We start from the raw sequence: 25,829 nt of genomic DNA on the forward strand, positions 1-25,829 counted from the left end.
ATTAACTCAACACGATGTCGGAAGAGTAATGGCGGAGAGACAGGGACACTACGCTGAAAGGGGTATAAGTCCTTGAATTGTTATAAATCAGTGTGTTAGGTGTGGGCCTAGGGGGTCCTATAGAGGGTCCCGTAGGGGGTCCTGATGGGTGCGAAGCTAGATAAACGATACCTTGAGCAAATGGCGGGTGGCAAGTGGCGGGTGTCTGTGAAGGTGCCAGCGGATGCCCGCGATGTGATAGGAACGGCGCGGCTCAAGCAATCGCTGGGCACTGATAGCCTAGAGGAAGCCAACAGGCTTAAGTGGCCTGTCGTGGCGCGGTTCAAGGGTCAGATTGCGGTGGCGCAAGGGAAAGCTGGGGACCCTGCGCTTGATGCGTTGGCGCTGGACTACAGGGGGCGGGTTGTCGCGGCCTCAGATGAAACGGAAGCCCCAGACGAGCGCAGCTACTCTGCGAGGGACCTTGTGGACGCACAGATTGCGGCTGAGGCTGAGGCGCTGGCGGGTCCCCCTATCCGCGTGAATAGTCACGGCGGGCCTGAATTTGATCCTGTCAGGATGCGCAAGGCGCAGCGGTTTACAGAGGTGGCGCGGGGCAAGAGGACGCCGCTTAGGGTCCCTGAGGTCGCCTTCAGGAAACAGAAGGCGGACAACTGGCAGGGCAAAACATGGGGCAAGTACGACAGGATCATGGCCTTGCTTGAGTCATGGCAGCGAGACACGCAGGGCGGGGCGGCTATTGAGGGCTTGGACCGTAAAGCGGCTGGGGCGTTCATAGGTGAAACCCTAGAGGCGCAGGGGTGGACCGCAAAGACAATGAACGGCTATCTGTCCTGCTTACGCCAATACTGGCGCTGGATGATCAAGCGGGGCTATGCCGAAAGCAACCCTTGGGACAATCAGCAGCTTGAGGCCCCGAGGCAGAAAGAAGAAACCAAGGAAAGACCCTTCACCAAAGAAGAAATGCGCAAGCTGATCTACGGCCAGCCATCTCAAGCTTACCTGTCCGACCTGATGCGCCTTGCGGCTCTCACAGGGGCGCGGCTGGGGGCGCTGGTGGAACTCAGGGTGAGGGATTGTCAGGATGGGGTGTTCATGATCCCGCCTCAGAAGTCAGAGCCTGCCGCGCGGCGGGTGCCGATACATTCAGACCTTGCCGCCATGGTGGCGCGGCGGTGCGAAGGGAAGGCGGGGGATGACTGGCTTTTCCCCGAGGTGCCTCCTTTGGGGCCGGATGCAAGCCCCAGTCAGCAGCGTAGCAACAAGGCGGGAAAGGCGTTCAAGAGTTACAGAGAGAAACTTGGGGTCAAGGATAAGGTGCAAGGGGTCCGGCGGTCGCGGGTGAACTTCCATTCCTTCCGGCGCTGGTTCATCACAGAGGCTGAAAGGGCCTTGGGGGAACTCGGGGCGCTGGGCTTCACCACTTACACAATCTCGGAAGTGGTCGGGCACAAGGTGGAAGGGATGACGTTCGGGACCTACAAGGGCGCGGCCTCAGATGCCCAGCGGCGGGCCTGTGTCGAGGCGGTGAGGTTGCCAGAGCCATGAAAGAGGCGCTTGGGGGCCTTGGGGTTGTGCAGACCCTTTAGCCCCGCTGCGGTGTTATTCAGGCGGCTTCAATTGGCCGATAAAATTCACCATAGAGGACTTTCGCCAACGACTCGCGGGCCTCATGGGCTTTTCGCGCCGTAGAAAAGCGGCCTATTTTTCGAAGGCGTCCGCCCGTCTTGATTTGGGCGGCATACTGCTTCCGCGCCTTGTCATATGTCACACCCGGATAGCCAGAGGTGTTATTCCGTTGTATGCCCCTGTTGCGTTGATTTTGTGATGCGGTCGCGGGGCGCAGGTTTTCCCAGCGGTTATCGCTGCGGATGCCGTTAATGTGGTCAACTTGATCTTGAGGCTCTTGGCCTGTCATCCAAAGGAAGGCGAGGCGATGGGCACAGTATCGCTTGCCTAGCACGCTGATCTTGATGTAGCCGCGATCTGTCAGGCTTCCCGCAATGTCGCCGCGTTTAACATTTCTGGCGCGGGGGTTGCGCCAAGTAAATAGACCCGTGCTGGGGTCGTACTGGAGTAGGAGCCGCAATGTTTCTGCGGTCAGGGGGGATTTGTCCGTCATACGGAGTGTCCCTTCTTATTTGGTTTTCATCATGACCTCTTTGGTGGGCATGTGTGTGGACTGGCTCTGGGGCCTATATCCTTGGGGTTGTCTTGAAGTGGTGGGTCTTTGGTAGGGGCGGGGATGCCCCTTCCTGAAATCACCCCTTAGGTGAACGCAGGACCCTGTTAGAAATAAGTCACCAAGTGAAGGTGACAGTCCTATAGTTATCTTATGGTTTAACTCGGGCCTATGTTCAGTATTATGCCCAAACCTTAAGGCATTCTTTAAGGTATTGAAATAAAACAACAACCTAACCAGCCCAAACAAGGGGTCTGCTTCCCTCAGATTGTCCCGATTTCACGTTGGGCGGTGCAGGTGGGCGTGGGATGCCGCCCGAGGCCCGCAAGTCTCCGCTGAGAGTCTTGAGGGCCTCGGGCGGGTAAGAGGTGCCAAGATTGGGACGGCCCCTCAGCGGCGCTCTGCGTGACTCTCAGCATATATCAGCTTTGATCCTATGCGAACCTCAAGACCCCCTTGGACGCGCTGGCAGTATAGCGGCGGCTCAAGTGGGGCGCGGGGTGCGTGGACAACTGAGAGGCTGGGGAAGCGGCCACGGAAGTGGGGCAGGTGCAGTGTGAAGTCAATGGTCATGATTGTGTTTCCCTTTGTGTGATAGGTGTCACGGTTGCGGGGGGAAACGATACGCTATCGGAACGATTGCGGCCCTCCAGTAGATAACCTAAATGTGATGATCTAGTCAAGTTATCAAGCGCTTTGCGTGGACGAATGGAAGGGGGATTAGTTTATGAGCATTCATCAGATGACGACAAATATTGACTCAGCAGGCCGTGTGGCTGTGTGGGCGTAGCTTGGGTGCGGTGCTGTGATTATTTGGACCACCGAGGGCCTGCCCTTCGTGTCCTTAGTTGCCGCCGCTTATTTCACCGTAGGGACGTTATTTGCTGGTACGCTCTTGGGCGGCTTCTATTTTTACGCGCGTTCATTGGTTCTTGCTTTGCTCAGTGGGGCGCTGACCGGACCTTCGCTGCGGGCAATCTGGGCTATCGCTTCTGTTGCTCTGTTCGCGGGTCTGATTTATGTCACCTTCCTGCTTTCCAGCTATTCACTTGGCAAGCTGGATGGCTGGATTGGCAGCTAGGACCCTGTAAACGCTGGCGCGGCCAATCCCGAGGCGCTGGGCAATCTCAGTGGCCCCGAGGCCCTCTTGGTGCAGCTTGTGAACCTCTGGGGACTTGGCCTTGGCAGTGGGCTTTCTGCCTTTGTATTTCCCCTGTGCCTTGGCTTTGGCGATCCCTTCGCGCTGGCGTTCCAACATGATCTGGCGCTCAAACTCTGCGATGCCCCCTAGGACTGTCAGCAGCAGCTTGCCTGTGGCGGTGCTGGTGTCAATTCCCATGTCGAGGATGCGCAGCGATGCCCCCTTGGCGGTCAGGGTGTCCAGCAGGTCCAGCAGGTGACGCACAGAGCGGGCAAGGCGGTCCAGCTTCGTGACAATCAGGGTGTCACCTTCCCTTAGGAACTCAAGTGCCTCTGTGAGTTTCTCTCGGGCGTCTAGGTCCACAGATGAAACCTGTTCACAGAATAGGCGTTCACATCCTGCGGCCTCAAGGTCGCGGCGCTGGGCCTCAAGACCTGCGGTCTGGTCTAGGGTGGAAGTGCGAAGGTATCCGACAATCATGGCTCTGTTCCCCTTGGTGTCTCAATGAAGTCTAAGACGTTATCGCCGGAATGTCTCAGATTGTCAATAGGTATTCTATTGAGACTCTCAGGGGCGGGTCTTGAGGCGACTCACTAGGGCAAGGTCTATTGAGACGGCTTGTCTAATTTAAAACATGCGTGAAAGTGGGATGTGTGAGTATTTGCGAGCGAATGTCGGCCATAGCTTCACCGCGCATCAAGTCATTCGCTTTCTTGTAATCGGCCTCACGATTGATCATTGACCGATAAACAGCACGGTAGAAAGAGGGCATGAATTTACCGCGTGAAAGCAGGCTATCCATCAGCGAAAAGGTGGCAATTCTAAACAAGAGCAAAAGAATGAATGCAACCACCCCAGCCGTAGCGAAGGCATAGACCAGCAATGCAAGCGTAGCTAGCCAGTTCACCACGCGTAGTTTGGTTGAGGCTGGCGGGGTAACGGCGTCACGGATATGCTGTGCACCACGACTATCCACACCAAGGGCTTTCCCGAAGTTATCAGAAGCAGCGTGGATACCAAGTTCATATGCGGCGTGAAGTGAAAGGATTAGCGCCCCTGCGAATAGAAGGGCGATGGAAGCTGAAGGGTCGGGTAGCATCGTGCGAATTCCTAATCTGCTTTACGGGTTGACGCTACGCGCTGGGCGCGACGCAACGCAACTAAGAAAACGGGGCGCTGGGCTAAGGGGGCATGGGGGGAATCGTCGCGGTCGCCCTAGCGTATATGGGGGCGCAGAAATTTTGCAGAAATGTCGCTGGGGTGGGGTTCTGAGACGCATGGCGCGGGCAAGAAAAGTTGCGTTAGGGGGTCCCGTGGAGGGTCCTGTAGGGGGTCCCATGAAAAGGGGTATCCGCTCAAGTATTTGAAATTAAATGATTTTTTCGGGTGAATATTGTCTGGCGGAGAGACAGGGATTCGAACCCTGGGTCCCCGTAAAGGGACAACGGTTTTCGAGACCGCCCCGTTCGACCACTCCGGCACCTCTCCATGATCGCGTTGGGGCTTACTGCGCCACGGCGCGGCTTGCAAGCGGAATGTTGGTCTCGGCGGGAATTTTGATGCGCGGATGCGCGGGGTGACGCCGGATCGCGTGAATGTTCTTTGCGCTGCGCCACAGGACGGTTAGAACCACAGGGAATGTAAGGAACCAGCGGGGAATGAAAATGGCAACCACGGCAAGGTATGCTTGCATTATTGCGCTGTTCGTCTTGACGGTGCTCACGTCTATGACCCGCGCCAGCCAAGCTGAAGACCTGTCAGACGCGTTTTTGTTGCCGGAGTTGTTCGAGGTCATGGCCCTTGAGGGCAAAGCCGCCATAGGGCAGGACAACGCCGCACCCCTTTCCGAGCGAGAGATGGAGATCTTGCGCAGTGAGTTGGTCGAAATATACGATCCCGCGCGTATGCTTGCGGATTTTTTGGTGGCGCTGGAAAATGCGCTTGAGCCACATCCCCAAACCCGCGCGGATGCCATTCGCTTTGCCACAACAGACCTTGGGCAGCGCGTGTTAAGACTGGAAATTTCAGCGCGCGAGGCGCTGTTGCAAGATGAGGTCGACGAACTGGCGCGTCTGGCCCTGCTGGAGGCCCGCAGGGCCCCGCAAGGCGCCAAGGGACCGGATCGCTTGGGAATGGTGCAGGACCGGATCGATGTGAATGACCTGATCGAGTTCAATGTCACGCTTGGGATGAACACAAGTTTTGCCTATTACCGGGGCATGCTGTCTGAAAGCGCGACTGTCGGCCTGAACGCCGAGGATCTGCTGTCTTTGGTGCAGGCGCAGGAACCGGAGATAAGGCGTGACGTGGCAGATTGGATCGAATCCTATTTTCTTATGGCGTATCAACCCCTGAGTGATGCGGAGCTGCAAGATTACATAGACTATTCCGCCAGCCCGCACGGCGTTGCGTTCAACCGCGCCATGTTTCAGGCTTTTGACGATGTGTTTGTCGATTTGTCGCAACGTGTGGGGCGTGCTTTGGGCAAGTTGGTCAATAGCGACTCGCTTTAGGGCATAACAGGGTATGGGGTAGGGTGTCGCGTTGGGTGTGCCGCCCAATGCGCCTTCATGCAAGCTGACTTTGGAAAGCCGCGTCTTGACAACTGGCGTCAACTCGAACCATGTTTTCAGGACGCTGGACAAAGGGGGTCAAAGGATGGACCCATACGGCGCCAGGAAAGAATACGGACCATCAAGGGGAATTCTGCGCGCTTTTGCGGTTGCCTATGCATGCAGACTGGCCAACATACCCAAAGACCGCCTTTAACCCTGGAGCATGGAATGACCCCGATTTACCCAGACCTTGAACATGCATCTGTTTTCATCACCGGCGGCGGTTCTGGCATTGGCGCGGGGATAACCGAAGCGTTCCTGCGCCAGGGCGCAAGGGTCGCGTTCGTGCAGCGATCGGATGCCACGGCGTTTTGCGACATGATGGCCCGGGAAACCGGCCACAGTCCCCTTTTCATACCTTGCGACATTACCGACCGTGCGGCGCTTGTGGGGGCAATTGAACAGGCGGCGGTGGCGCACGGGCCTGTCCGCGTTCTGGTGAACAATGCCGCCAATGACCAACGCCACAGCCTTGCAGATGTCACCGAGGACTTCTTGGACTGGGCCTTGGCGATCAATTTCAAATCCTATGTCTACGCCTGTCAGGCGGTCATTCCCGGCATGCAGGCGGCGGGCGCTGGCGCGATCATCAATATGACGTCGATCAGTTACATGATGGGGCAGGCGGGCTACCCTATCTATACCAGCGCCAATTCCGCCCTGAACGGGCTGACACGCAGTCTGGCGCGCGAATTCGGCGCGGACCGTATCCGGGTCAATGCAGTGGCACCCGGTTGGGTGATGACGCCCAAACAGTTGGAAAAATGGGTTACGCCCGAGGCGCTGGACGCGCATCTTGCAAAGCAATGTCTGCCTGATACGCTGTCGCCCGCCGATATCGCGGAGGGGGTGCTGTTTCTGGCATCACGCACCAGCCGCGCAGTGACAGGCCAATCTTTGGTTATTGATGGTGGTGTGGTGGTAACAGGATGACAATGATTGACTGGATTGCGGCGGATTGGGGCACATCGCATTTGCGGGTATGGGGTATGGCCGGTGACACGGTGGTGCACACAGCCGCGTCGGATCAGGGCATGGCCCGCCTGACGCGCGCGGAATTTGAACCCGCGTTATTGGCCCTGACCGGCGACTGGCTGCCCGAAGACCGCGTTACCCATGTCGTGGCTTGCGGCATGCTGGGCAGCCAGCAAGGCTGGGTCGAGGCCCCTTACAGCGCGGTCCCCTGTGTGCCTTTGGGCAACACGCTGGCGGTTGCCCCCACCCGTGATCTGCGGCTAAGTGTGCATGTGGTTCCGGGCCTGAAGCAACTGTCGCCTGCGGATGTCATGCGCGGCGAGGAAACGCAAGTCGCGGGGTTTCTGGCACGCAATCCCGGCTGGGACGGGGTTATCTGCCTGCCCGGAACACATAGCAAATGGGCGCATGTCAGCGCAGGAGAAGTCGTCAGTTTTCAGACCTTCATGACGGGCGAAATCTTCGCCCTGTTGTCCGAATATTCAATTTTGCGCCATTCGGTCGCGGGATGGGACGAACAGGGCTTTGTCCACGGGTTTGATCAGGGCATGGAACGGCCTGAACGGCTGCTGGCGCGGCTGTTTTCGATCCGGGCCGAAACCTTGTTGCAGGGGCAGGATGCCGCATTCGCCCGCGCGCGCCTGTCGGGGCTGCTGATCGGGGCGGAACTGGCGGCCAGCAAACCCTATTGGCTGGGCCAGCGTGTGGCTGTGATCGGGGCGCAAACCATTGCACAACCCTATGCCACGGCGCTGGCGCGGCTATCGGTGCCGGTCGGCACATATGATGCAACCGAACTGACACTTGCGGGGCTTTTTGCCGCGCGTGCCTTTCTTCCACAGGATCAAACACCATGCGCGCATTGATCGCCATTTTGCGCGGGATCACCCCGCCAGAAGCCGTTTCCGTAACCGAGGCCCTGATAGATGCGGGCATTGCCCGTATCGAAGTGCCGCTGAATTCCCCCGACCCGCTGGACAGCATTGCCGCCATGGTTGCGGCCTTCGGGACACAGGCGCAAATTGGGGCGGGCACAGTCCTGACCGAACAGCAGGTCGCACAGGTTGCCGCAACCGGGGCGCGGCTGGTGGTGTCGCCTGATTGCAACGGGGCGGTGATTGCGGCCACGCGACAGGCGGGCATGGACAGTTTTCCCGGCATCCTGACCCCGACCGAGGCATTTTGCGCCATTCGCGCCGGGGCCACAGGGCTGAAGCTGTTTCCTGCCAGCTTGATCGGGCCGCAGGGGCTGCGCGCCATGCGCGCGGTTCTGCCCGATGTGCCGGTTTATGCGGTGGGCGGTGTTGGCCCGCAGGATTTTGGCGACTGGCTGGCGGCAGGGGCAACCGGCTTTGGCCTTGGCACGGCGCTATATACACCGGGCATGCGTGCGGCTGATGTCGGAAAACGCGCAAGTGATATCGTCGCCGCATGGGAGGGTGCACAATGACACCAATCAACGACACAAGATGCACTTTGGGCGAAGGGCCGCTATGGCACCCTGAACGTGCGGAATTCTTCTGGTTTGATATTCTCGGATGCAAATTGCACAGTCTGGCAAAGACGTGGGAATTTGATGAAATGGTATCGGCTGCGGGCTGGATTGACAGCACCACCTTGCTGATAGCGTCTGAAACCCGCCTGTTTGTGTTCGACCTTGAAACCGGCCATCAGCGCGACCTGTCCCCGCTGGAAGCAGACATGCCCCATACCCGGTCAAATGACGGGCGCGCCGACCCGCAAGGCGGGTTCTGGATTGGCACCATGGGCAAGCGTGCTGAAAAGGGGGGCGGCGCAATCTGGCGGTGGTATCGGGGCGAATTGCGCAAGCTGTTTGGCGATATCAGCATCTCGAATGCGATCAGCTTTGCCCCTGACGGGCGGTCCGCCTGCTTCACCGACACTGTGACACAGCAAGTGATGCGCGTTTCACTGGATGCGCAGGGCTGGCCTGCCGCCCCTGCAGAATGCTGGCTGGACCTGCGCGATACGGCCTATAAACCTGATGGCGCGGTGTTCGATGCGGCGGGGAATTTCTGGCTTGCGCAATGGGGCGCTGGGCGTGTGGCCGCCTATGCGCCAAACGGGGATTTCCTGCGCGCCGTGTCCTTTCCCGCCGCGCACACATCGTGCCCGGCATTTGGCGGGCCGGATTTGACGGACCTGTATTGCACGACCGCCCGCGAAGGGCTTGCCCAGCCCACGCCACTGGACGGGGCCACGTTTTGCCAGCGCGATGCGGGCAAGGGCCTGAACGAACATCGGGTTATCCTAACCCCATGATGGTGGCGGCCAGGCCCAGACGATAACATTCGGCGCGGCCTGCCGCCTGTTCGCGGCGTAGGGGCAGCGGCTGGCACGTTCGCCACACACGCAGTCATGGGCTGATCACCGCCCCCGCCGCTTTACCCCGCCGCGTTGTCCGGGGCGCCCTGCCGTGGACCGGCCCTTGACGGCGGCATCTTCGACGGCTTGCTGCACCTCTGACTGGCGCACCAGCGGATCATCCGCAATGGCCAGTTCCACAGCTTCAAGTCGCTTGACTTCGTCGCGCAGGCGGGCTGCTTCTTCGAATTCAAGGTTCTCGGCGGCCTTGCGCATGTCAGCGCGCAGCGCGTCCAGATGGGCCGCAAGGTTCGCACCGGGTTTGACCTTGTCAACTTTGGCGGTCACCCGGGACATGTCAGTGTCGCCCTGCCACATGCCTGCCAGCACATCTTCGACATTTTTGCGCACGGTCTGGGGGGTTATGCCGTGTTTTATGTTATAGGCGATCTGCTTTTCGCGGCGACGCTCGGTTTCGGCAAGCGCGCGTTCCATAGACCCGGTTATGCGGTCGGCATACATGATCACGCGCCCGTCGGCATTGCGCGCCGCGCGTCCGATGGTCTGCACCAGTGACGTTTCCGACCGCAGGAACCCTTCCTTGTCAGCGTCCAGAATGGCCACCAGCCCGCATTCGGGAATATCCAGCCCTTCGCGCAACAGGTTGATGCCGATCAGCACATCAAAGGCGCCCAGCCGCAAATCGCGCAAAATCTCAATCCGTTCGATGGTGTCGATGTCGCTGTGCATATAGCGCACGCGAATTCCCTGTTCATGCAGGTATTCGGTCAGATCCTCGGCCATGCGTTTGGTCAGCACAGTGACCAGAACGCGCAAATCGCGCAGGGCCACGCGGCGGATTTCGTCCAGCAGGTCATCCACCTGCATATGCACAGGGCGGATTTCCACCTGCGGGTCCAGCAACCCGGTAGGGCGGATCACCTGTTCGGTGAAGACGCCGCCGGTCTGTTCCATCTCCCATCCTGCGGGGGTGGCCGAGACAAACACCGATTGCGGGCGCATGGCGTCCCATTCTTCGAACTTCAGCGGGCGGTTGTCCATGCAGGACGGCAGGCGGAACCCGTGTTCTGCCAGTGTGAACTTGCGCCGGTAGTCGCCCCGATACATGCCGCCGATCTGGGGCACGGAAACATGCGATTCATCGGCAAACACGATGGCATTGTCGGGGATGAATTCAAACAATGTGGGCGGGGGTTCACCGGGCGCACGCCCTGTCAGATAGCGCGAATAATTCTCGATCCCGTTGCAAACGCCCGTGGCTTCCAGCATTTCCAGATCGAATTTCGTGCGCTGTTCCAGCCGCTGCGCTTCCAGCAACTTCCCATCGGCGGTCAATTGGTCAAGGCGCTGTTGCAATTCGTGTTTTATGCCCTTGATGGCCTGCTGCATGGTCGGGCGCGGGGTTACATAATGGCTGTTCGCATAAATCCTGATCTGGTCGAAACTGTCAGTTTTCGCCCCTGTCAGCGGGTCGAATTCCGTGATCCCTTCCAACTCATCCCCGAAGAAGGACAGCTTCCATGCGCGGTCTTCAAGGTGGGCGGGCCACAATTCGATAACATCGCCGCGCACCCGAAAGGACCCGCGCTGGAATGCTGCGTCATTGCGGCGGTATTGCTGGGCGACCAGTTCCGCCATGATCTGGCGGGGGTCATAGCTTTCGCCGGTTTTCAGGTCCTGCGTCATTGCCGAATAGGTTTCGACAGACCCGATACCATAAATGCACGACACAGACGCCACGATGATGACATCATCGCGCTCCATCAGTGCGCGGGTGGCGGAATGGCGCATCCGGTCGATTTGTTCGTTAATCTGGCTTTCTTTTTCAATATAGGTATCTGACCGCGCCACATAGGCTTCGGGTTGGTAATAGTCATAATAACTGACAAAATATTCCACGGCATTGTCGGGAAAGAAGCCCTTGAATTCGCCATAAAGCTGCGCGGCCAGTGTTTTGTTCGGTGCCAGAATGATGGCGGGGCGCTGGGTTTCCTCGATGATCTTGGCCATCGTATAGGTCTTGCCGGTGCCAGTGGCCCCCAGAAGCACCTGATTTTGCTCACCCGAGTTCACACCCTCGACCAGTTCCGCAATTGCGGTGGGCTGGTCACCGGCGGGCAGGAACGGGCTGGACATGCGAAAACGTCTGCCCCCCTCCAGCTTTGGGCGGGTCAGGACATCGGGGCGGGCGGCGGGCTGGTTCAGGTTATTGTGCGGCATGGGCTTATGGGTTTGCTGTCTGCGTCATATTTGGCTTTTTGGCGCGGTCATTCAAGACGCATTCGCGCGCACAAGGCCAATAGACCCCGCGGCGGGGGCTGCTATACTTCATGCCACGATGAAAGCCCTTGTTCTGCGTTACATCACGTCGCTGCGTCTGGCCCTTGTTCTGGGGGTGCTGGTGCTTGCTTTCGCGCTGAATGCCGATTTCCAGCGCATCGCGGCGGGTGTTGCGGTGTTTCTGCTGGGAATGATGATGCTGGAAGACGGGTTCAAGGCCCTTGGGGGCAGTCTTCTGGAACGCGTGCTGGCACATGCCACCGGCACCTTGCCGCGTGCGATGGGGTTTGGTGTGGCGGCAACGGCCATCACACAATCCAGTTCGCTGGTGTCGGTCATTTCCATTTCGTTTCTAAGTGCGGGGTTGATCACGCTTCAGGCGGGGATTGGTATTATTTTCGGGGCCAATCTGGGCACGACGACAGGGGCGTGGCTGATTGCCGGGGTAGGGGTCAAGGTTGACATTGCCGCTTATGCGCTGCCGTTGCTGGCGCTGGGCGCTGTGCTGTTGTTCCAGCGCGGCGACCGCAGCCGCGGGGCGGGTCGGGTGCTGACAGGTATCGGGCTGTTGTTTCTGGGCATCGCCTTCATCAAGGACGGGTTCGAGGCCTATAGCGCCGGTTTTGACCTGACACGTCTGGCGCTGGGCGGGGTTGTGGGGCTGGTAGTCTATACCGGCCTTGGGGCGCTGGCCACTGTGGTGATGCAATCCAGCCATGCTACCATGCTGCTGGTCATCACGGCACTGGCCACAGGGCAAATCAGCTATGACAACGCGCTGGCTGTGGCGATCGGGGCCAATATCGGCACCACGATTACGGCGCTTATCGGCGCGGGGTCGGCCAATTATCAGGGCAAGCGTCTGGCGCTGGCGCATTTGATCTTCAACATCACGACGGCCCTTGTCGCGCTGGTGCTGATTGTGCCGTTGCGGTTCGCGGTGGACGGGATCAGTGATCTTCTGGGCATCGGCGAGGGGGATTTTGCCCTGCGTCTGGCAGTGTTTCATACAGTGTTCAATCTGCTGGGAATTGGGTTGATGATCCCGTTGATCCCGCGATTGATACGCCTGCTGGAACGCCGCATTGCCACCCCGTTGCCCAGTGTTAGCCGCCCGCAATTCATTGCAGCGCAGCTAGGGGATTTTCCGGCACCCATTCTGACCGCATTGCAAAATGAACTGTGGCATCTGTATCGGAATGCGGCGGCGCTGATCTGCGAAGGGTTGAACATGCGGCTTGAGGATTTGCGCGCCTCAAAGGATGTGCCGACAACTGTTTCGCGCAGCCGTGACGCCATACGCGTGGATTTCGACAGCCGGTATCAGGACAAGATCAAGCCGCTGCATGCCGCGATACTGGATTTTGCCGCCACCAAGGCCAGCTTGCCCCTGCCCAAACCCGCCCAGACCCGTTTGCAGGAATTGCGCGACGGCGCGAATGCGCTGGTGCGCGCGGTCAAGGCTGCCAAACATATGCGCGCGAATGTGCAGCGCTTCACCCGCGATGATGCGGGTGCGATAACTGTTTTGTATGACGGGTTGCGCACGGAAATTGGCGAGTTGTTCTTTGAAATAGAACGGCTGGAACGCCTGCCCGAAAGCCAGCGCAGCGCGCTGACCTTGCTGGAAGAACGCGCGGTTCTGGGGCAAACCTACGCAACCCATGCCCAGCGTGCCGAAAGGCTGTTGCAGGCCCGCCAGATTACTGGGGCCAATGCGGCCTCTTTTCTGAATGATGCACGCTATGCACAGGATTTGTTGCTGTCCCTGCTGGATGCAGCGCAAGCCTGTTTGCGTGAACGCGACACTGCCCTGGCCGAGATTGAGCGCCTTTTGGAAAACCCGCAGGACCCTGCGGAATTATAATGAGGAAATCGCGGTTTTGGTGTATCATGTCGTCAGGTGTGTTGCTTGCAAAGGTGCCCCATGTCTGCAGATGATCTGGCCAAGAAACTGGGCGCGGTCTTTTCCCGCTTTGGCCAAGGCAAGGACCAGAAGATCAAGCCCGCCGATGTAGAAAAAATTATCGCCAAGCTGCGCGACCGCCGCGATGATCTGAAACAACACGCGGTTGCAGCGGCAGGCACGCGGGACGCTGCGCGCATGGCCCGCAAGCTGGCCAGCGTGGAACAATTGCTAGCCCGTGCGCAATGGCTTCTGGCCGAAATTGACTTGGCCCAAGGCGACAGTCCCGCTGCGGATTGACTGCCCCTTCGCCCCCCGATAGCCACTGTGCAGCTACATTTACAAAGGCGCGCAAAATGACCAAGCCGGACACGACAGAGCGACTGACCCGTTGCAAGGCCCTATTGGCCGATCTGGTGGCGTTTGCGTCAGTTTCGGCGGATGGCAATCGCGCGGTGACCGAATATCTGGCCAAAGCCCTGTCTGCCGCCGGCGCACGCGTCGAGGTGATGCCAGATGACACGGGCCTGCAGGCCAATCTGTTTGCAACCATCGGGCCAGATACCGGGGACGGGATTATCCTGTCGGGGCACACGGATGTGGTGCCGGTGGTGGACCAGCCCTGGACCTTTGACCCGTTCGCCATGACCGAAACTGACGGGCGGCTTTATGGGCGCGGCACCTGTGACATGAAAGGGTTTGTCGCGGCCTGCGTGGCAATGGCGCCGGAATTTGCCGCGCTAGACCTGAAGCGGCCCGTGCATTTCGCCTTCACCCATGATGAAGAAACCGGCTGTTTTGGTGCCCAGCGCCTGACGGCACATCTGCAAGCACGCGGGTTTCGCGCACAAGCGGCCATAATCGGGGAACCTTCGCTGATGCAGGTGATTGACGGGCACAAGGGGTGTTATGAATATACCACCCATGTCGTCGGGCTGGAAGGGCACGGTTCCAGCCCTGATCTGGGCGTGAACGCAGTGGAATATGCCGCGCGCATCGCGCTTAAACTGACAGCCCTGCGCGAAGATCTGAAGGCGCGCGCGCCCGCAGATTGCCCGTTTGATCCGCCCCATAGCACCCTGAATATTGGTGCACTTCGGGGGGGGCAGGTGCATAATATCATCGCGGGCACCGCGCGCCTTGATTGGGAAATGCGCCCGGTGCAGGTGTCAGATGCCGATTTCATCAAGGCGGAACTGGCAGCTTACGTGGCCCAGTTGCGCGAACAGATGCAAACCATCCACCCGGAGGCCGACATCACCACTGACATTGTGGCCGAGGTTGTGGGCCTTGCCCCTGAAACAGCCAACCCCGCCCGTGCCTTGGCCATGTCGCTGACAGGGGCGAACGGGGCAGGGTTGGTGCCGTTCGGCACCGAGGCGGGATTGTTCCAGTCCATTGGCATTGCATCCGTCATTTGCGGGCCTGGGTCCATTGCGCAGGCGCATAAACCGGATGAATATCTTGAAATTGAACAGCTTTCGCGTTGTCTGGATATGCTGGCGCGGCTGGCGGATGCCCTGACCGACAGTGTGAAAAACAACAGCGATAGGTAAAACTGTTAACCCATTCATGGAATAGAGTATTAGTAATATCTGCAACCTGGGATTGACTGATGCCTTTGTGGACAGCAACAATCGCATATGAACAACAATGACGGGACACCTGTTTCTATCGGCGCAGCCCCCAAGGCGTGCAGTCTGGAACGGCGCGCGATTGATCTGCTCAACAAGCTTGCCCGGGTCAACACAGCACGCGCGGATGAAACAATAGACGCGGCACTTGCCGAATTGGGGGACGCGGCCGGACTGGACAGAACCTATCTGTTCTGGCGGCGCGATGGCACATATTGGGATTACACCCATGAATGGGTCGCGCCCGGAATAGACCCCATGAAGGACGAACTTCAGGGGCTGGCGCATGACGTCGTGATGCCGTGGTATACCCGTTTCCTGCGCGATGAATCCGTCTATATCGCGCGCGTGGACGATTTGCCCGATACGCGCATCAGCGAACGCGAAACATTGCAGATGCAAGGAATCGTGTCGCTGCTGGTTGTTCCGGTTGTGGAAAACGGCCTGCCTGTCGGTTTTGTGGGCTATGATACTGTTCGTGGCCCGCGCGATTTCAGCGAAGATGACATGTCCCTGTTGCGGTCCGTTGCGAATGGTATCGGCGGGTTGAACCTGCGGCTGAAGGCCGAGCAGGCCCTGCGCGAAAGCCGCGACCAATTGGCCGCAACGCTGGCCGCAATGCCCGACCTTATTGTGGAAGTGGACCGCCACGGTGTTATTCGCGCGGTTCACCCATCCGCCGACCATATCGAAATCATGCCCCCCGAAAAGCTTCTGGGCAGGTCTTTGGTGGATACCCTTCCGCCCGACGTGGCCGGGTTGGCCAGTGACCTGATGCGTGAAGTTGATACAGGCAAGACCGTAGCGCCACGGCGCTATTCAATCCACTTCCAGGGACAGGACAGGTGGTTTGAGGCCCGCGCCGCACAATGGCACAACACCGCTGGCGGGTATGTGTTCATCATCCGCGATATCACCCGCAAACATGATACCGCGCGCCGCGAAGAAACACGGATAAAGCAGCTTCAGCAGATTTTCGACTCCGCCCCCATTGGAATTGCGCAAAGCGATCTGCATACAGGCGCGTTTCTGGATGCCAACCCGGCCTTCTTGCGCGATTCCGGCTATGACCGCGCGGTGTTCCAGAAACTGAACATGTCCCAGATCACCACCCCGGACGCCATGCATGACGCGTTCAAGCAACTTCAGATGGTCACCCAGACTGGCCGCTATGGACCTATCGACCAACAGTATTTCAGGGCGGACGGGTCGGTGGCCCATGTCAAGCTTAGCGGCGTTCTGGCCACCGACACCGCAGAGCGTCCGGCGATCTGGCATTTTGTCCATGATCAGACGGACCGGCGCGCCCATGAGGCCGAGATAGAACAGCGCAAACAAGAAGCCGAGCATGCCAGGCAGCGCCTGACTGCCGCTGTCGCGGCCATGGTGGACGGGTTCGCAATCTATGATGCCGAAGACAGGCTTGTGCTGTGCAACCAACCCTACCGCAATCATTTCCCGGCATCAGGAAAGTTGATGCAACCGGGCATGACATTCGAGCAGCTTTTGCGCCAGAGTCTGGAACATGGCGACTATATGGCCCCTGTCGACAACCCCGAGGCATGGATTGTGGCGCGTCTGTCGGACCGGCGTCAACCCGTGTTTGAAGCCGAACAGCAAATGTCTGACGGGCGCTGGATGCGGGTTCACGAAAAGACCACCTCGGACGGGGGGCGCGTGGCGTTGCGTATGGACGTAACGGAACTGCGCAACGCCCAGCGGCGTCTGGAACAAGTGATCGAAGGCGCGCGTGTCGGCACATGGGAATGGAACCTGAAGACTCGCGAAACCCTTGTTAATGCGGTCTGGGGCGAAATGCTCGGGCGGGAGATTGACGGCAATGTTCTGGGGGTCACGCAGTTCGGCGCGCTTATGCACCCTGATGACCGCGCTGCGGTGGACCAGAATTTCAACCTGATTCTGGCAGGGCTTACGGACAAGCTGGACAAGAAATTGCGGCTGCAACACCGCAACGGGCATTGGGTGTGGGTTCACCTGCGCGGAAATGTCGTGCACAAATCCCCCCACGGGCGCGCCTTGCTGATGTCGGGTATTGCACTGGATGTCACCGCAGAAGTGGAACATGAACAGGCCATTCTGGCCGCCCGCGATGCGCTGGAAACGGCGTTGAATGCCCGCGACATGGCCGAGAAACGCCTGATCGACATCACCGAAAGCAGTTCGGACTGGTTTTGGGAACAGGACGCAGAGCAGCGCTTCACCTATGTTTCGGGCGGCTATGAAAGGACAGTGGGCGAAGCGCCCAGCCATATTGGCAAAACACGCACAGAACTGAATGCGCAAAATCGTGATCCTGAACTGCAATCCGACATTGCCGAATTGACAGCGACGATGGACGCCCAGAAACCGTTTAGCAATTTTGTCTATTGGATACGCAAGAAAACCGGGGAAATCGTGTGGCTGCGTGCAAGCGGTGTGCCATATTATGACAGCAAGGGCGTATTTCAGGGGTATCGCGGTGTGGGCTCTGACATCACCCCGCTGATCGCTGCGCAACGACAGGCCCATGCGGCAGGGCAGGCGGCCTTGGCTGCCCGCGCGCAGCTGTATTCCGCCGTAGAAGCCCTTCAGGACGGGTTTGTTCTGTTCGATGCCCAGGACAGGCTGGTTCTGGCCAATTCGCATTACCGTGAGATCTACCCTTTGACGGCGCATGCCATGGTCGAAGGCGCGCGGTTTCAGGACCTTTTGCGCATCTCCCTTGAGGCGGGTGAAATTGCTGACGCCGCAGACTGCAAGGAGGAGTGGTTGCGCAGCCGCAGTTGCCGTGATCTGACTGTGCAAAGGGTCTTTGAACAGCGGCTGACATCGGGGCGGATTTTGCGTGTTTGTGACATGCCAACACGCGATGGCGGGCATGTCAGCTTGCATACCGACGTCACCGAATTGCATAATGCGCGTGAAACGGCAGAAGCTGCAAACCGCGCGAAATCGGCATTCCTTGCGAATATGAGCCATGAAATACGCACCCCCATGAACGGTATTCTGGGCATGGCCGAGTTGCTGGCAGACACGTCGCTGTCCCCCCAACAGGCCCATATGCTGGATACGATCCGCACATCTGGCGATGCATTGCTGACTATTCTGAACGACATTCTGGACCTTGCCCGCATAGAGGTTGGCAAGCTGGCGCTTGATCCCGTGCCGTTTCTGCCCGAAAAACTGTTGCACCGCATGCAATCCCTGCATGGTGTTAATGCCCATGCCAAGGGCCTGAAACTGCAACTGGACCTTGGGCCGGGGCTGGACATGGCCCGCATCGGGGACGCGCATCGCCTTGCGCAGATTCTGGGCAATATTCTGGGCAATGCGGTCAAGTTTACAGAAAGCGGGGCCATAACACTGGCTGCGCAGGCCGTCACTGACAAGGACGTGGCATTTTCAATTACCGATACAGGCATCGGCATGACGCAAGACCAGCTTGCGCGGGTCTTTGACGAATTCGAACAGGCCGATAATTCGGTAACCCGCCGCTTCGGGGGGTCGGGGCTGGGGCTGTCGATTGTGCGCAAACTGGTCAAAATCATGGATGGGCACATAGATATTGACAGCACCCCCGGACAGGGAACACGCATCGATCTGCGATTGCCCCTGCCATTGGCCAGCGACAGTGTCACATCCCCCGCGCGCGAAACACGCGCCGCACCTGCCTTGCCCCCCGGTTTGCGCGTGCTGGTCGCCGAGGATAACAAGACCAATGCGACAATCCTGAAGTCCATGCTGCACAAGATTGGTGTTCAGGCGGATTTCACCGAAAACGGACAGGAAGCGTGCAATCGCTGGCATCCGGGGACATACGACATTGTGCTGCTGGATATTTCCATGCCCGTCATGGACGGTTTTGAAGCGCTGAACTGCCTGCGCGCGCGTGCTGCCCAAAACGGTGTTGAACCGCCCCGCGTTATCGCGGCAACGGCCAATATTATGCAAGACCAGATCAGAACCTATGAAGACAAGGGGTTTGTGGCCGTGCTTGGCAAACCCTACAAAAGTGCGGAACTGACCAACGCGTTGGGCTTGGCCCTGTTACGGGAAGGTGGGGCGCCGCGCTGAACGAGTGTCTGCGAAGTGCCGTTAAGGCGTGATCTGCGCAAAATCCCCCGTGCCGCATTGCAAGATAGGGCGCAAGGCGCTAACAGGATTTCGGTTTTCATCCACAGCCCGGAGCACTGCATATGACACCCCCATTGCGACTTGGAATTGCAGGGCTTGGCACTGTCGGGGTCGGGCTTGTTCGGATTATCCAGACGAATGCCGATCTGCTGACGCTGCGCACAGGCCGCAAGGTTGTAATTTCCGCAGTCAGCGCCAAGTCGCGCACCCGCAATCGCGGCGTCGATATTTCGGCCTATGAGTGGGAAGATGACCCCGTAGCCCTTGCGCGCCGCGATGATGTGGATGTCGTGGTCGAACTTATGGGCGGGGAAAACGGCCCCGCCAAGGCCCTGACCGAAGCGGCCATTGACGCCGGCAAGGACGTTGTGACCGCAAACAAGGCCATGCTGGCCCTGCACGGGCAGGAGCTGGCGGAACGCGCCGAAGCGGCCGGTGTCGCGCTGCGGTTCGAAGCGGCGGTGGCAGGGGGTATTCCTGTCATAAAGGCCCTAAGCGAAGGGTTGGCAGGAAACCGCATTACCCGCGTCAAAGGTGTGATGAACGGCACCTGCAATTACATTCTGACCCGCATGGAAGACGCGGGCCTGCCTTATGAAACGGTGTTCGAGGAAGCAAACCAGCTTGGCTATCTGGAAGCCGACCCAACGCTGGATGTGGGCGGTATTGACGCCGCGCATAAACTGACGCTGCTTTCTGCCATTGCGTTCGGGGTGAAACCGGATTTCGACGCCATCCAGACATCAGGGATCGAGCGTATCTCGATCGAGGATATTCGCGCCGCCGCCGATCTGGGCCTGCGCATCAAACTGTTGGGGGTGGCGCGTGTGACGGGCCGTGGGCTGGAACAGTCCATGTCGCCCTGTCTGGTGCCCGCTGACAGCCCGCTGGGGCAGTTGAAGGGCGGCACGAACATGATTGTCATCGAAGGGGACGCCATCGAGCAGGTCATCTTGCGTGGTCCCGGTGCAGGCGAAGGGCCGACCGCAAGTGCCGTGATCGGGGATGTGGTCGATATTGCGCGCGGGCTGCGCCTGCCGGTCTTTGGCCAGCCCGCATCCAGCTTGCAGACCGCCGTATCGGCCAAGGCCACAGCGGCGAAACCATGGTATCTGCGCATGTCGCTTCTGGACAAGCCCGGCGCGCTGGCAAAAGTGGCCGAAGCGCTGGGCAATGCGGGCGTGTCCATCAACCGCATGCGCCAATACGGCCATCAGGATACGCGCGCGCCTGTCGTGATCATCACGCATAAAACCACGCGCGATGCCATTGACCATGCCTGCGCCCTGGCCGCCAGAACCGGTGTCCTTGTCGGAGAGCCGGTTGCCATGGCGATTGAGGAAGATTGACTCGTTTTCGCAGCTTTCTGCAGCACAGTTCGCGCAACCACCCCAGTCAAGGCTTGTGTCATGTGTCTGGCGGGGTCTAGATAGCGCCAAAGCGCATTTGTCAAAGGAACCTTGCAATGACGACGACCCCTGAATTTCATGATCGCATGCTCTCGTTGGGGCTGGCCCGCGTGTCGGAAGCAGCCGCGCTGGCCTCGGCCAAGCTGGTGGGGCGCGGGGATGAGAAAGCCGCCGATCAGGCCGCAGTGGACGCGATGCGCACACAGTTGAACATGCTTGATATCGCAGGTCGCGTCGTTATTGGCGAAGGGGAACGTGACGAAGCGCCCATGCTGTATATCGGCGAGGAAGTGGGCAACGGCAACGGCCCCCAAGTGGATATTGCCCTTGACCCGCTGGAAGGCACAACCCTGACAGCCAAGGATTTTCCCAATGCGCTGACAGTCATCGCCATGGCCCCGCGTGGCACAATGCTTCATGCCCCCGATGTGTATATGGACAAACTGGCCATTGGTCCGGGCTACGCGCCGGGCACTGTGACCATGGACATGTCCCCGTCAGAACGTGTGCGCGCCCTGGCCAAGGCCAAAGGCTGCGCCCCGTCCGATATTTCCGTCTGTGTGCTCGAACGCCCCCGCCATGAAGACATGATTGCCGACCTGCGGTCCACCGGGGCCGCCATCCGGTTGATCATGGACGGTGATGTGGCCGGTGTGATCCATTGTGCGGAACCCGATATCACCGGGATCGACATGTATATGGGGTCTGGTGGCGCCCCCGAAGGGGTGCTGGCGGCGGCTGCGCTGAAATGCATGGGCGGTCAGATCTATGGTAGGCTGCTGTTTCGCAATGACGACGAAATCGCACGCGCCCGCCGCGCGGGAATAACGGATCTGGACAAGGTTTATACCCGCGACGAAATGGTGACCGGCGACGTGATTTTTGCTGCAACCGGCGTCACTGACGGGTCAATCGTCAAGGGAATCCGCACCGAGCCGGGTTGGGTGACCACGGATACGTTGTTGATGCGGTCAAAAACCGGATCAGTGCGGCGCATGAGCTATCGCACCCCGATCTGAGCGAGGAAAAGCGGGGGCGCTGCCCCCACACCCCCGGAGTATTTTGCGCAAGATGAAACTGGCACAGAACGCGGTCTTGGTGTTGATCGATTTCCAGAAAGGGTTTTCGGAACCCGTATGGGGGGCGCGCAACAACCCTGATGCCGAAGGCAATGCTGCCCGTTTGCTTGCGGGCTGGCGGGACGCGGGGGGGCTGGTGAGTCATGTGCGTCACGAAAGTTTGCAGGCAGCAAGCCCGCTGGCAGGGGCGGGGGCGGACTGGATTGCGGAGCTTGCGCCGCGCAAAGGCGAGGCGGTTTTTGAAAAGCATGTCAATTCGGCCTTCATCGGGACGGGTTTGCAGGACTGGTTGCACCGTCACGACACGGCCGCGCTGGTTGTAGCGGGCCTGACCACCCCGCATTGTGTGTCCACCACATGCAGGATGGCTGCCAATTTGGGGTTTGAGGTAACTTTGGCCCATGATGCCTGCGCAGCGTTTGACAGCACAGCAGACACCAGTTGGTGCCCTGATGCGCCGCGCCTGTCGCCGCAGCAGGTTCATGACATGGCGGTTTCGCATTTGCACGGTGAATTCGTAACAGCCCGGTCCACAAGCGCGATAATCTGCGATGTCTGACAGGGCTGCATTTCTGGGTGTTGGGTGTTCTGCCACCGGGCGGCGCTGGGTCGGCCCTGATGCCGCGTGCGACCGGCTGGCCGAGACGATAGCGCAGGCCAGCGCCTTGCCGCGTGCGGTTTGTGCAGTTCTTGCGCGCGCGGGGGTCATGCCGGATCAGGCGGAAGCCTACCTTTCGCCGACGCTGCGCGACCAGTTGCCTGATCCGCGCAGCCTGCTGGATATGGAAACTGCCGCTGCGCGTTTCCTGCAGGCCGTTGCACAGCGCGAGCGTATTGCGATTTTTGCGGATTATGATGTGGATGGCGGGGCGTCTGCAGCGCTGCTGATCTGCTGGTTGCGCGAGATGGGCCTGCGCGCGACATTGTATATTCCCGACCGCATTGACGAGGGCTATGGGCCCAATGATGCCGCGATGGCCGAACTGGCCGCGACGCATGAGTTGATTATTTGCGTCGATTGCGGCACCCTGAGCCATGGCCCGATTGCAGCGGCGAAAGCGGCGGATGTCATTGTTCTTGACCATCATCTGGGGGGGGAAACCCTGCCCGATGCGCTGGCTGTCGTAAACCCCAACCGGCAGGATGAAACTGGCGATCTGGGCCATCTTTGCGCGGCGGCCGTGGTGTTCTTGATGCTGGTTGAAGGCAACAGACAGCTTCGCGCAGTCGGCAAGACCGGACCGGACCTGATGTCGATGCTTGATCTGGTCGCCTTGGCCACTGTGGCCGATGTTGCCCCCCTGATTGGCGTAAACCGCGCTTTTGTGCGGCAGGGGTTGCGTGTCATGGCAGACCGCAAGCGCGTCGGGCTGCGTGCCTTGGCTGATATTGCGCGGCTGGACACAGCCCCCAGGGCCCATCATCTGGGGTTTGTTCTGGGGCCGCGCGTCAATGCGGGCGGGCGGATCGGGGCGGCTGATCTTGGCGCACGGCTTCTGGCCACGGATGACCCGCATGAAGCCAGCGCGCTGGCTGAAAAGCTGGAAACCCTGAACGCCGAAAGGCGCGAGATTGAGGCATATGTGCGTGCAGGTGCATTGGCCCAAGCGGAAGCGCGCGGGTTGGACGGCGCGTTGGTCTGGGCCGCCCAGGAAGGCTGGCACCCCGGCGTTATTGGCATTGCCGCCGCGCGCCTGAAAGAAGCAACTGACCGCCCCGCAGTTGTCATTGCGTTGGATGGCGACATTGGCAAAGGGTCCGGTCGGTCCGTGCCGGGCATTGATTTGGGCGCGGCAATCCAGCGGCTGGCGCATGAGGGGCTGCTATTGAAAGGCGGCGGGCATAAAATGGCCGCAGGCCTGACAGTCGCGCGCGCCCAGCTTGACACCGCCATGGCCCGGTTGGACGAATTGCTGGCGCGGCAGGGGGCCGCCGACAGGCCAGTATCCGGTCTCAAGCTGGATGGAATGCTTATGCCGGGTGCCGTGACCCCGGAATTGATTGACCAGCTAGAGTGCGCAGGCCCGTTCGGGGCGAGCATGCGCGCACCGCGTTTTGCGTTTGCGGATGTGGCGATTCGGTCAACGCGGTCTATGGGCGAATCACATTTGCGGCTGCGTTTTGGTGCGGATCAGGGGCCAACCTTGGAAGCCGTTGCCTTTCGTGCATTTGAAACGGGGTTGGGGTCGTTTTTGACGGCATTACAGGGGCGCAGAGTGCACCTTGCGGGCCAGATTGAGATCAACACCTGGGGTGGGCGCCAGACCCCGCAACTGCGCCTGGAAGACGCTGCCGCACCCGGCGCAGGGCTTGAATAAAAAATGACCATTTCATGAGGCAAACTGCAAGAAAACCCCTTGCGCTACCCGCGCGCTTTGCCTAAACAGCGCCTCACCACCCAGTGGCCCGTTCGTCTATCGGTTAGGACGCCAGGTTTTCAACCTGGAAAGAGGGGTTCGATTCCCCTACGGGCTGCCACCTTTTCCGGAAAGTATTGCAATATCAAACCCTTAGGGGTCAGGATTGTCCCACCTTTCGGGGCGGCTGGAAAAAGTGGGACAGTTTGCGCAGCCAGTGTTGATAGCACATCCTGTTCACCCATTGCCCTGATCGTCATCCAAGGGTGACGTTGGCCCGCCTCCTGACTTTTGGGTTCTCTGGCTTTTCCCGGCTTGGTCGGCCTGCATTTTCTGCAACGCGGCTTGCGCACTGACCTTTTGACGGGCGGCCCGCGTGTAGGTCATCACCTCTTTGCTGTTCTTGTGACCGGTGATCGACATGATTTCGAACTCGCTGCAGCCAAGCTCAGCCAGACGTGCGGCGGCGGCTTTGCGCACCCCATGGATCGAACAGTGGAACAAACCGGCCGCATCGCACCAATCGCGGACCTTGCCGCCAAACCCGGCAATGGTGAACGGCTTTCCAAATTCGGTGATCAGGAATGTCTTGTCGCCAATCGTTGACGCCTCGATGATCTCGGTCAAGGCCGGGACAAGTGGGATTTCAAGCCGTACCGGATTACGGTTTCGGTTTTTATACTGGGTGAAGATCAGCCAATCATCCCGCAGGTGGGGCGGCCCAAGCCGGGCAAGGTCACTGCGCCGCTGGCCCGTAAAAAGCGCAAGTGCAAGCGCCAGCCGCGCTGTCGTGCCGATCGGATGGTACGCCTCGTATTGTTCCACCTCGGCGAGAGTCCAGCTGTGGTACCCCTCGCTGTTGCTTGGGAACATTTCAACCACGGCTGCGGGGTTCGAGGTGACAAGATCGTTGCGCAGGGCATGTTTGAACACGACCCGCAGGGCTTTGAGCAATGTATTCGCCGCCGACGGCGTCTCGACCATGGCATCGCGGCGGGCCCGAATGTGACGCGGCAAGATCAAGGCATAGGGTTTGTCGCCATCATTCTGGTTCAGGCAGAACCGTTCGAGCACGTTGCGGCGGGTCTTTTGTGTCGACTCGTCGAGCCGCTGAAAATCCGCCGATGCGTAGTAATCCGAAATCAGCCACCGCATGCTCGCCCGATCCAGCCCAGTGGGGTTTTTGGGTTTTACCTTTGGCTTCGGGTTCTTCACGGCAGCTTGGTAATCCTGCCAGAACTCAGGCGAACCCATCGGCCCACGCAGGCGCACTTTCGGCTGGCCCGCCTTGCGGTAATATAGCCGCAGGTTGCCATGCCGGTCGCGATCCTCGACCACATATTTGACCGTGATCTTCATTGCGGACTTGGGTCATCCCAAGGATTGACTGCGGCAGGCTCCTCATCTTCGGGCAGGGCATCAATCGCACGATCCAGCGCCCGCACATCCCACAACACCCTGCCCCGCAGCCGATGCGGCGCTGGCATGAAACGTTCGCCCACCAGCAAATCAAAGGTCGATACGGACACGCCAGTATAGGCCGCCGCCTCTGCACGGGACAAAAGCCGCACGGTCGGCGGATCAAGCGGCCGCCGCTTGCGGGGCGGCAATGCATCGGGATCGGGCAAGTGTGACATCACCTGTACCCCCTGTTTTTCGAGGCGAGCAGGCGTTCGGCAAAGTTCCACCATTCGCGCATACGCGTTCCTTTCGAATTCGCCCGATCACAGGCTTTGGGATTTAACTGCTATCCAGCTTTATGAGGCGGCTG

General features: G+C 59.4%; 22 protein-coding genes, 2 tRNA genes and 1 pseudogene. 17 read left to right on the top strand and 8 right to left on the bottom strand.

Annotation, left to right across the window (positions count from 1 at the left end; genetic code table 11):
• Positions 1–180: 180 nt before the first annotated feature.
• A pseudogene (locus ACTZWY_RS14605) lies at positions 181–324 on the top strand (DUF6538 domain-containing protein); the annotation flags it as partial.
• 141 nt (positions 325–465) lie between these two features.
• The gene (locus ACTZWY_RS14610) at positions 466–1,548 is read left to right on the top strand and encodes a tyrosine-type recombinase/integrase (RefSeq protein ID WP_444791498.1); all 1,083 of its coding nucleotides are present in this window, start codon (positions 466–468) and stop codon (positions 1,546–1,548) included.
• A gap of 58 nt (positions 1,549–1,606) precedes the next feature.
• Here ACTZWY_RS14610 and ACTZWY_RS14615 read toward each other — a convergent pair whose 3' ends face one another.
• The gene (locus ACTZWY_RS14615; protein WP_444791443.1) at positions 1,607–2,122 is read right to left on the bottom strand and encodes an HNH endonuclease; all 516 of its coding nucleotides are present in this window, start codon (positions 2,120–2,122) and stop codon (positions 1,607–1,609) included.
• 865 nt (positions 2,123–2,987) lie between these two features.
• Here ACTZWY_RS14615 and ACTZWY_RS14620 point away from each other — a divergent pair.
• Positions 2,988–3,263, top strand: a complete 276-nt coding sequence (locus ACTZWY_RS14620; protein ID WP_444791444.1) for a hypothetical protein — start codon at positions 2,988–2,990, stop codon at positions 3,261–3,263.
• Here ACTZWY_RS14620 and ACTZWY_RS14625 read toward each other — a convergent pair.
• The 4 genes from ACTZWY_RS14625 to ACTZWY_RS14640 form a co-directional block, all read right to left on the bottom strand.
• Complete coding sequence (locus ACTZWY_RS14625) at positions 3,228–3,803, bottom strand: recombinase family protein (protein ID WP_444791445.1); 576 nt, start codon at positions 3,801–3,803, stop codon at positions 3,228–3,230. The genes ACTZWY_RS14620 and ACTZWY_RS14625 overlap by 36 nt on opposite strands.
• 142 nt (positions 3,804–3,945) lie before the next feature.
• Positions 3,946–4,422: a hypothetical protein gene (locus ACTZWY_RS14630; protein WP_444791446.1), complete on the bottom strand. Its 477-nt coding sequence runs from the start codon at positions 4,420–4,422 to the stop codon at positions 3,946–3,948.
• Positions 4,423–4,721: 299 nt separating this feature from the next.
• A tRNA-Ser gene (locus ACTZWY_RS14635) sits at positions 4,722–4,811 on the bottom strand.
• Positions 4,812–4,827: 16 nt separating this feature from the next.
• Complete coding sequence (locus tag ACTZWY_RS14640; RefSeq protein ID WP_444791447.1) at positions 4,828–5,016, bottom strand: hypothetical protein; 189 nt, start codon at positions 5,014–5,016, stop codon at positions 4,828–4,830.
• A gap of 34 nt (positions 5,017–5,050) precedes the next feature.
• Between ACTZWY_RS14640 and ACTZWY_RS14645 the strand changes: the two genes are divergently transcribed.
• The 5 genes from ACTZWY_RS14645 (at position 5,051) to ACTZWY_RS14665 (ending at position 9,196) form a co-directional block, all read left to right on the top strand.
• On the top strand, positions 5,051–5,836 hold the full coding sequence (locus ACTZWY_RS14645; RefSeq protein WP_444791448.1) for a hypothetical protein: 786 nt from the start codon (positions 5,051–5,053) through the stop codon (positions 5,834–5,836).
• A gap of 270 nt (positions 5,837–6,106) precedes the next feature.
• The gene (locus tag ACTZWY_RS14650) at positions 6,107–6,871 is read left to right on the top strand and encodes an SDR family NAD(P)-dependent oxidoreductase (RefSeq protein WP_444791449.1); all 765 of its coding nucleotides are present in this window, start codon (positions 6,107–6,109) and stop codon (positions 6,869–6,871) included.
• Complete coding sequence (locus ACTZWY_RS14655; protein WP_444791450.1) at positions 6,868–7,779, top strand: 2-dehydro-3-deoxygalactonokinase; 912 nt, start codon at positions 6,868–6,870, stop codon at positions 7,777–7,779. Before ACTZWY_RS14650 ends, ACTZWY_RS14655 begins: the two co-directional genes overlap by 4 nt.
• Positions 7,767–8,363: a 2-dehydro-3-deoxy-6-phosphogalactonate aldolase gene (locus tag ACTZWY_RS14660; protein WP_444791451.1), complete on the top strand. Its 597-nt coding sequence runs from the start codon at positions 7,767–7,769 to the stop codon at positions 8,361–8,363. The genes ACTZWY_RS14655 and ACTZWY_RS14660 overlap by 13 nt, the downstream gene beginning before the upstream one ends.
• Positions 8,360–9,196 carry an SMP-30/gluconolactonase/LRE family protein gene (locus ACTZWY_RS14665; RefSeq protein WP_444791452.1) on the top strand — a complete coding sequence of 279 codons (837 nt, stop codon included), beginning with the start codon at positions 8,360–8,362 and terminating at the stop codon, positions 9,194–9,196. The genes ACTZWY_RS14660 and ACTZWY_RS14665 overlap by 4 nt, the downstream gene beginning before the upstream one ends.
• A gap of 105 nt (positions 9,197–9,301) precedes the next feature.
• On the opposite strand, the gene uvrB is transcribed toward ACTZWY_RS14665, so the two are convergent.
• Positions 9,302–11,479, bottom strand: coding sequence for an excinuclease ABC subunit UvrB (gene uvrB / locus ACTZWY_RS14670; protein ID WP_444791453.1), 2,178 nt, complete (start codon positions 11,477–11,479; stop codon positions 9,302–9,304).
• 118 nt (positions 11,480–11,597) lie between these two features.
• Between uvrB and ACTZWY_RS14675 the strand changes: the two genes are divergently transcribed.
• From ACTZWY_RS14675 to ACTZWY_RS14715, 9 genes are all read left to right on the top strand, one after another.
• Positions 11,598–13,406, top strand: coding sequence for a Na/Pi cotransporter family protein (locus ACTZWY_RS14675; RefSeq protein WP_444791454.1), 1,809 nt, complete (start codon positions 11,598–11,600; stop codon positions 13,404–13,406).
• A 60-nt stretch (positions 13,407–13,466) separates the two neighbouring features.
• Positions 13,467–13,745, top strand: a complete 279-nt coding sequence (locus tag ACTZWY_RS14680; protein WP_444791455.1) for a hypothetical protein — start codon at positions 13,467–13,469, stop codon at positions 13,743–13,745.
• Between the two features lie 56 nt (positions 13,746–13,801).
• The gene (argE, locus tag ACTZWY_RS14685) at positions 13,802–15,001 is read left to right on the top strand and encodes an acetylornithine deacetylase (RefSeq protein ID WP_444791456.1); all 1,200 of its coding nucleotides are present in this window, start codon (positions 13,802–13,804) and stop codon (positions 14,999–15,001) included.
• Positions 15,002–15,088: 87 nt separating this feature from the next.
• Positions 15,089–19,153 (top strand): PAS domain S-box protein, encoded by a 4,065-nt coding sequence (locus tag ACTZWY_RS14690; RefSeq protein ID WP_444791457.1) that lies wholly within the window; start codon positions 15,089–15,091, stop codon positions 19,151–19,153.
• Between the two features lie 122 nt (positions 19,154–19,275).
• Positions 19,276–20,562: a homoserine dehydrogenase gene (locus tag ACTZWY_RS14695; protein ID WP_444791458.1), complete on the top strand. Its 1,287-nt coding sequence runs from the start codon at positions 19,276–19,278 to the stop codon at positions 20,560–20,562.
• Between the two features lie 116 nt (positions 20,563–20,678).
• On the top strand, positions 20,679–21,641 hold the full coding sequence (gene glpX / locus ACTZWY_RS14700) for a class II fructose-bisphosphatase (protein WP_444791459.1): 963 nt from the start codon (positions 20,679–20,681) through the stop codon (positions 21,639–21,641).
• A 52-nt stretch (positions 21,642–21,693) separates the two neighbouring features.
• Positions 21,694–22,260 (top strand): cysteine hydrolase family protein, encoded by a 567-nt coding sequence (locus ACTZWY_RS14705; RefSeq protein ID WP_444791460.1) that lies wholly within the window; start codon positions 21,694–21,696, stop codon positions 22,258–22,260.
• A complete protein-coding gene (gene recJ, locus ACTZWY_RS14710; protein WP_444791461.1) occupies positions 22,253–24,019 on the top strand; it encodes a single-stranded-DNA-specific exonuclease RecJ in 1,767 nt (588 codons plus the stop codon). Before ACTZWY_RS14705 ends, recJ begins: the two co-directional genes overlap by 8 nt.
• Before the next feature lie 85 nt (positions 24,020–24,104).
• Positions 24,105–24,179: transfer RNA gene (locus ACTZWY_RS14715), tRNA-Glu, on the top strand.
• 116 nt (positions 24,180–24,295) lie between these two features.
• On the opposite strand, the gene ACTZWY_RS14720 is transcribed toward ACTZWY_RS14715, so the two are convergent.
• On the bottom strand, positions 24,296–25,417 hold the full coding sequence (locus ACTZWY_RS14720) for a tyrosine-type recombinase/integrase (protein WP_444791462.1): 1,122 nt from the start codon (positions 25,415–25,417) through the stop codon (positions 24,296–24,298).
• Positions 25,414–25,695, bottom strand: coding sequence for a helix-turn-helix transcriptional regulator (locus ACTZWY_RS14725; protein WP_444791463.1), 282 nt, complete (start codon positions 25,693–25,695; stop codon positions 25,414–25,416). The genes ACTZWY_RS14720 and ACTZWY_RS14725 overlap by 4 nt, the downstream gene beginning before the upstream one ends.
• Positions 25,696–25,829: the final 134 nt, after the last annotated feature.

This window comes from Roseinatronobacter sp. NSM (assembly GCF_052379845.1).
GTDB lineage: Bacteria > Pseudomonadota > Alphaproteobacteria > Rhodobacterales > Rhodobacteraceae > Roseinatronobacter.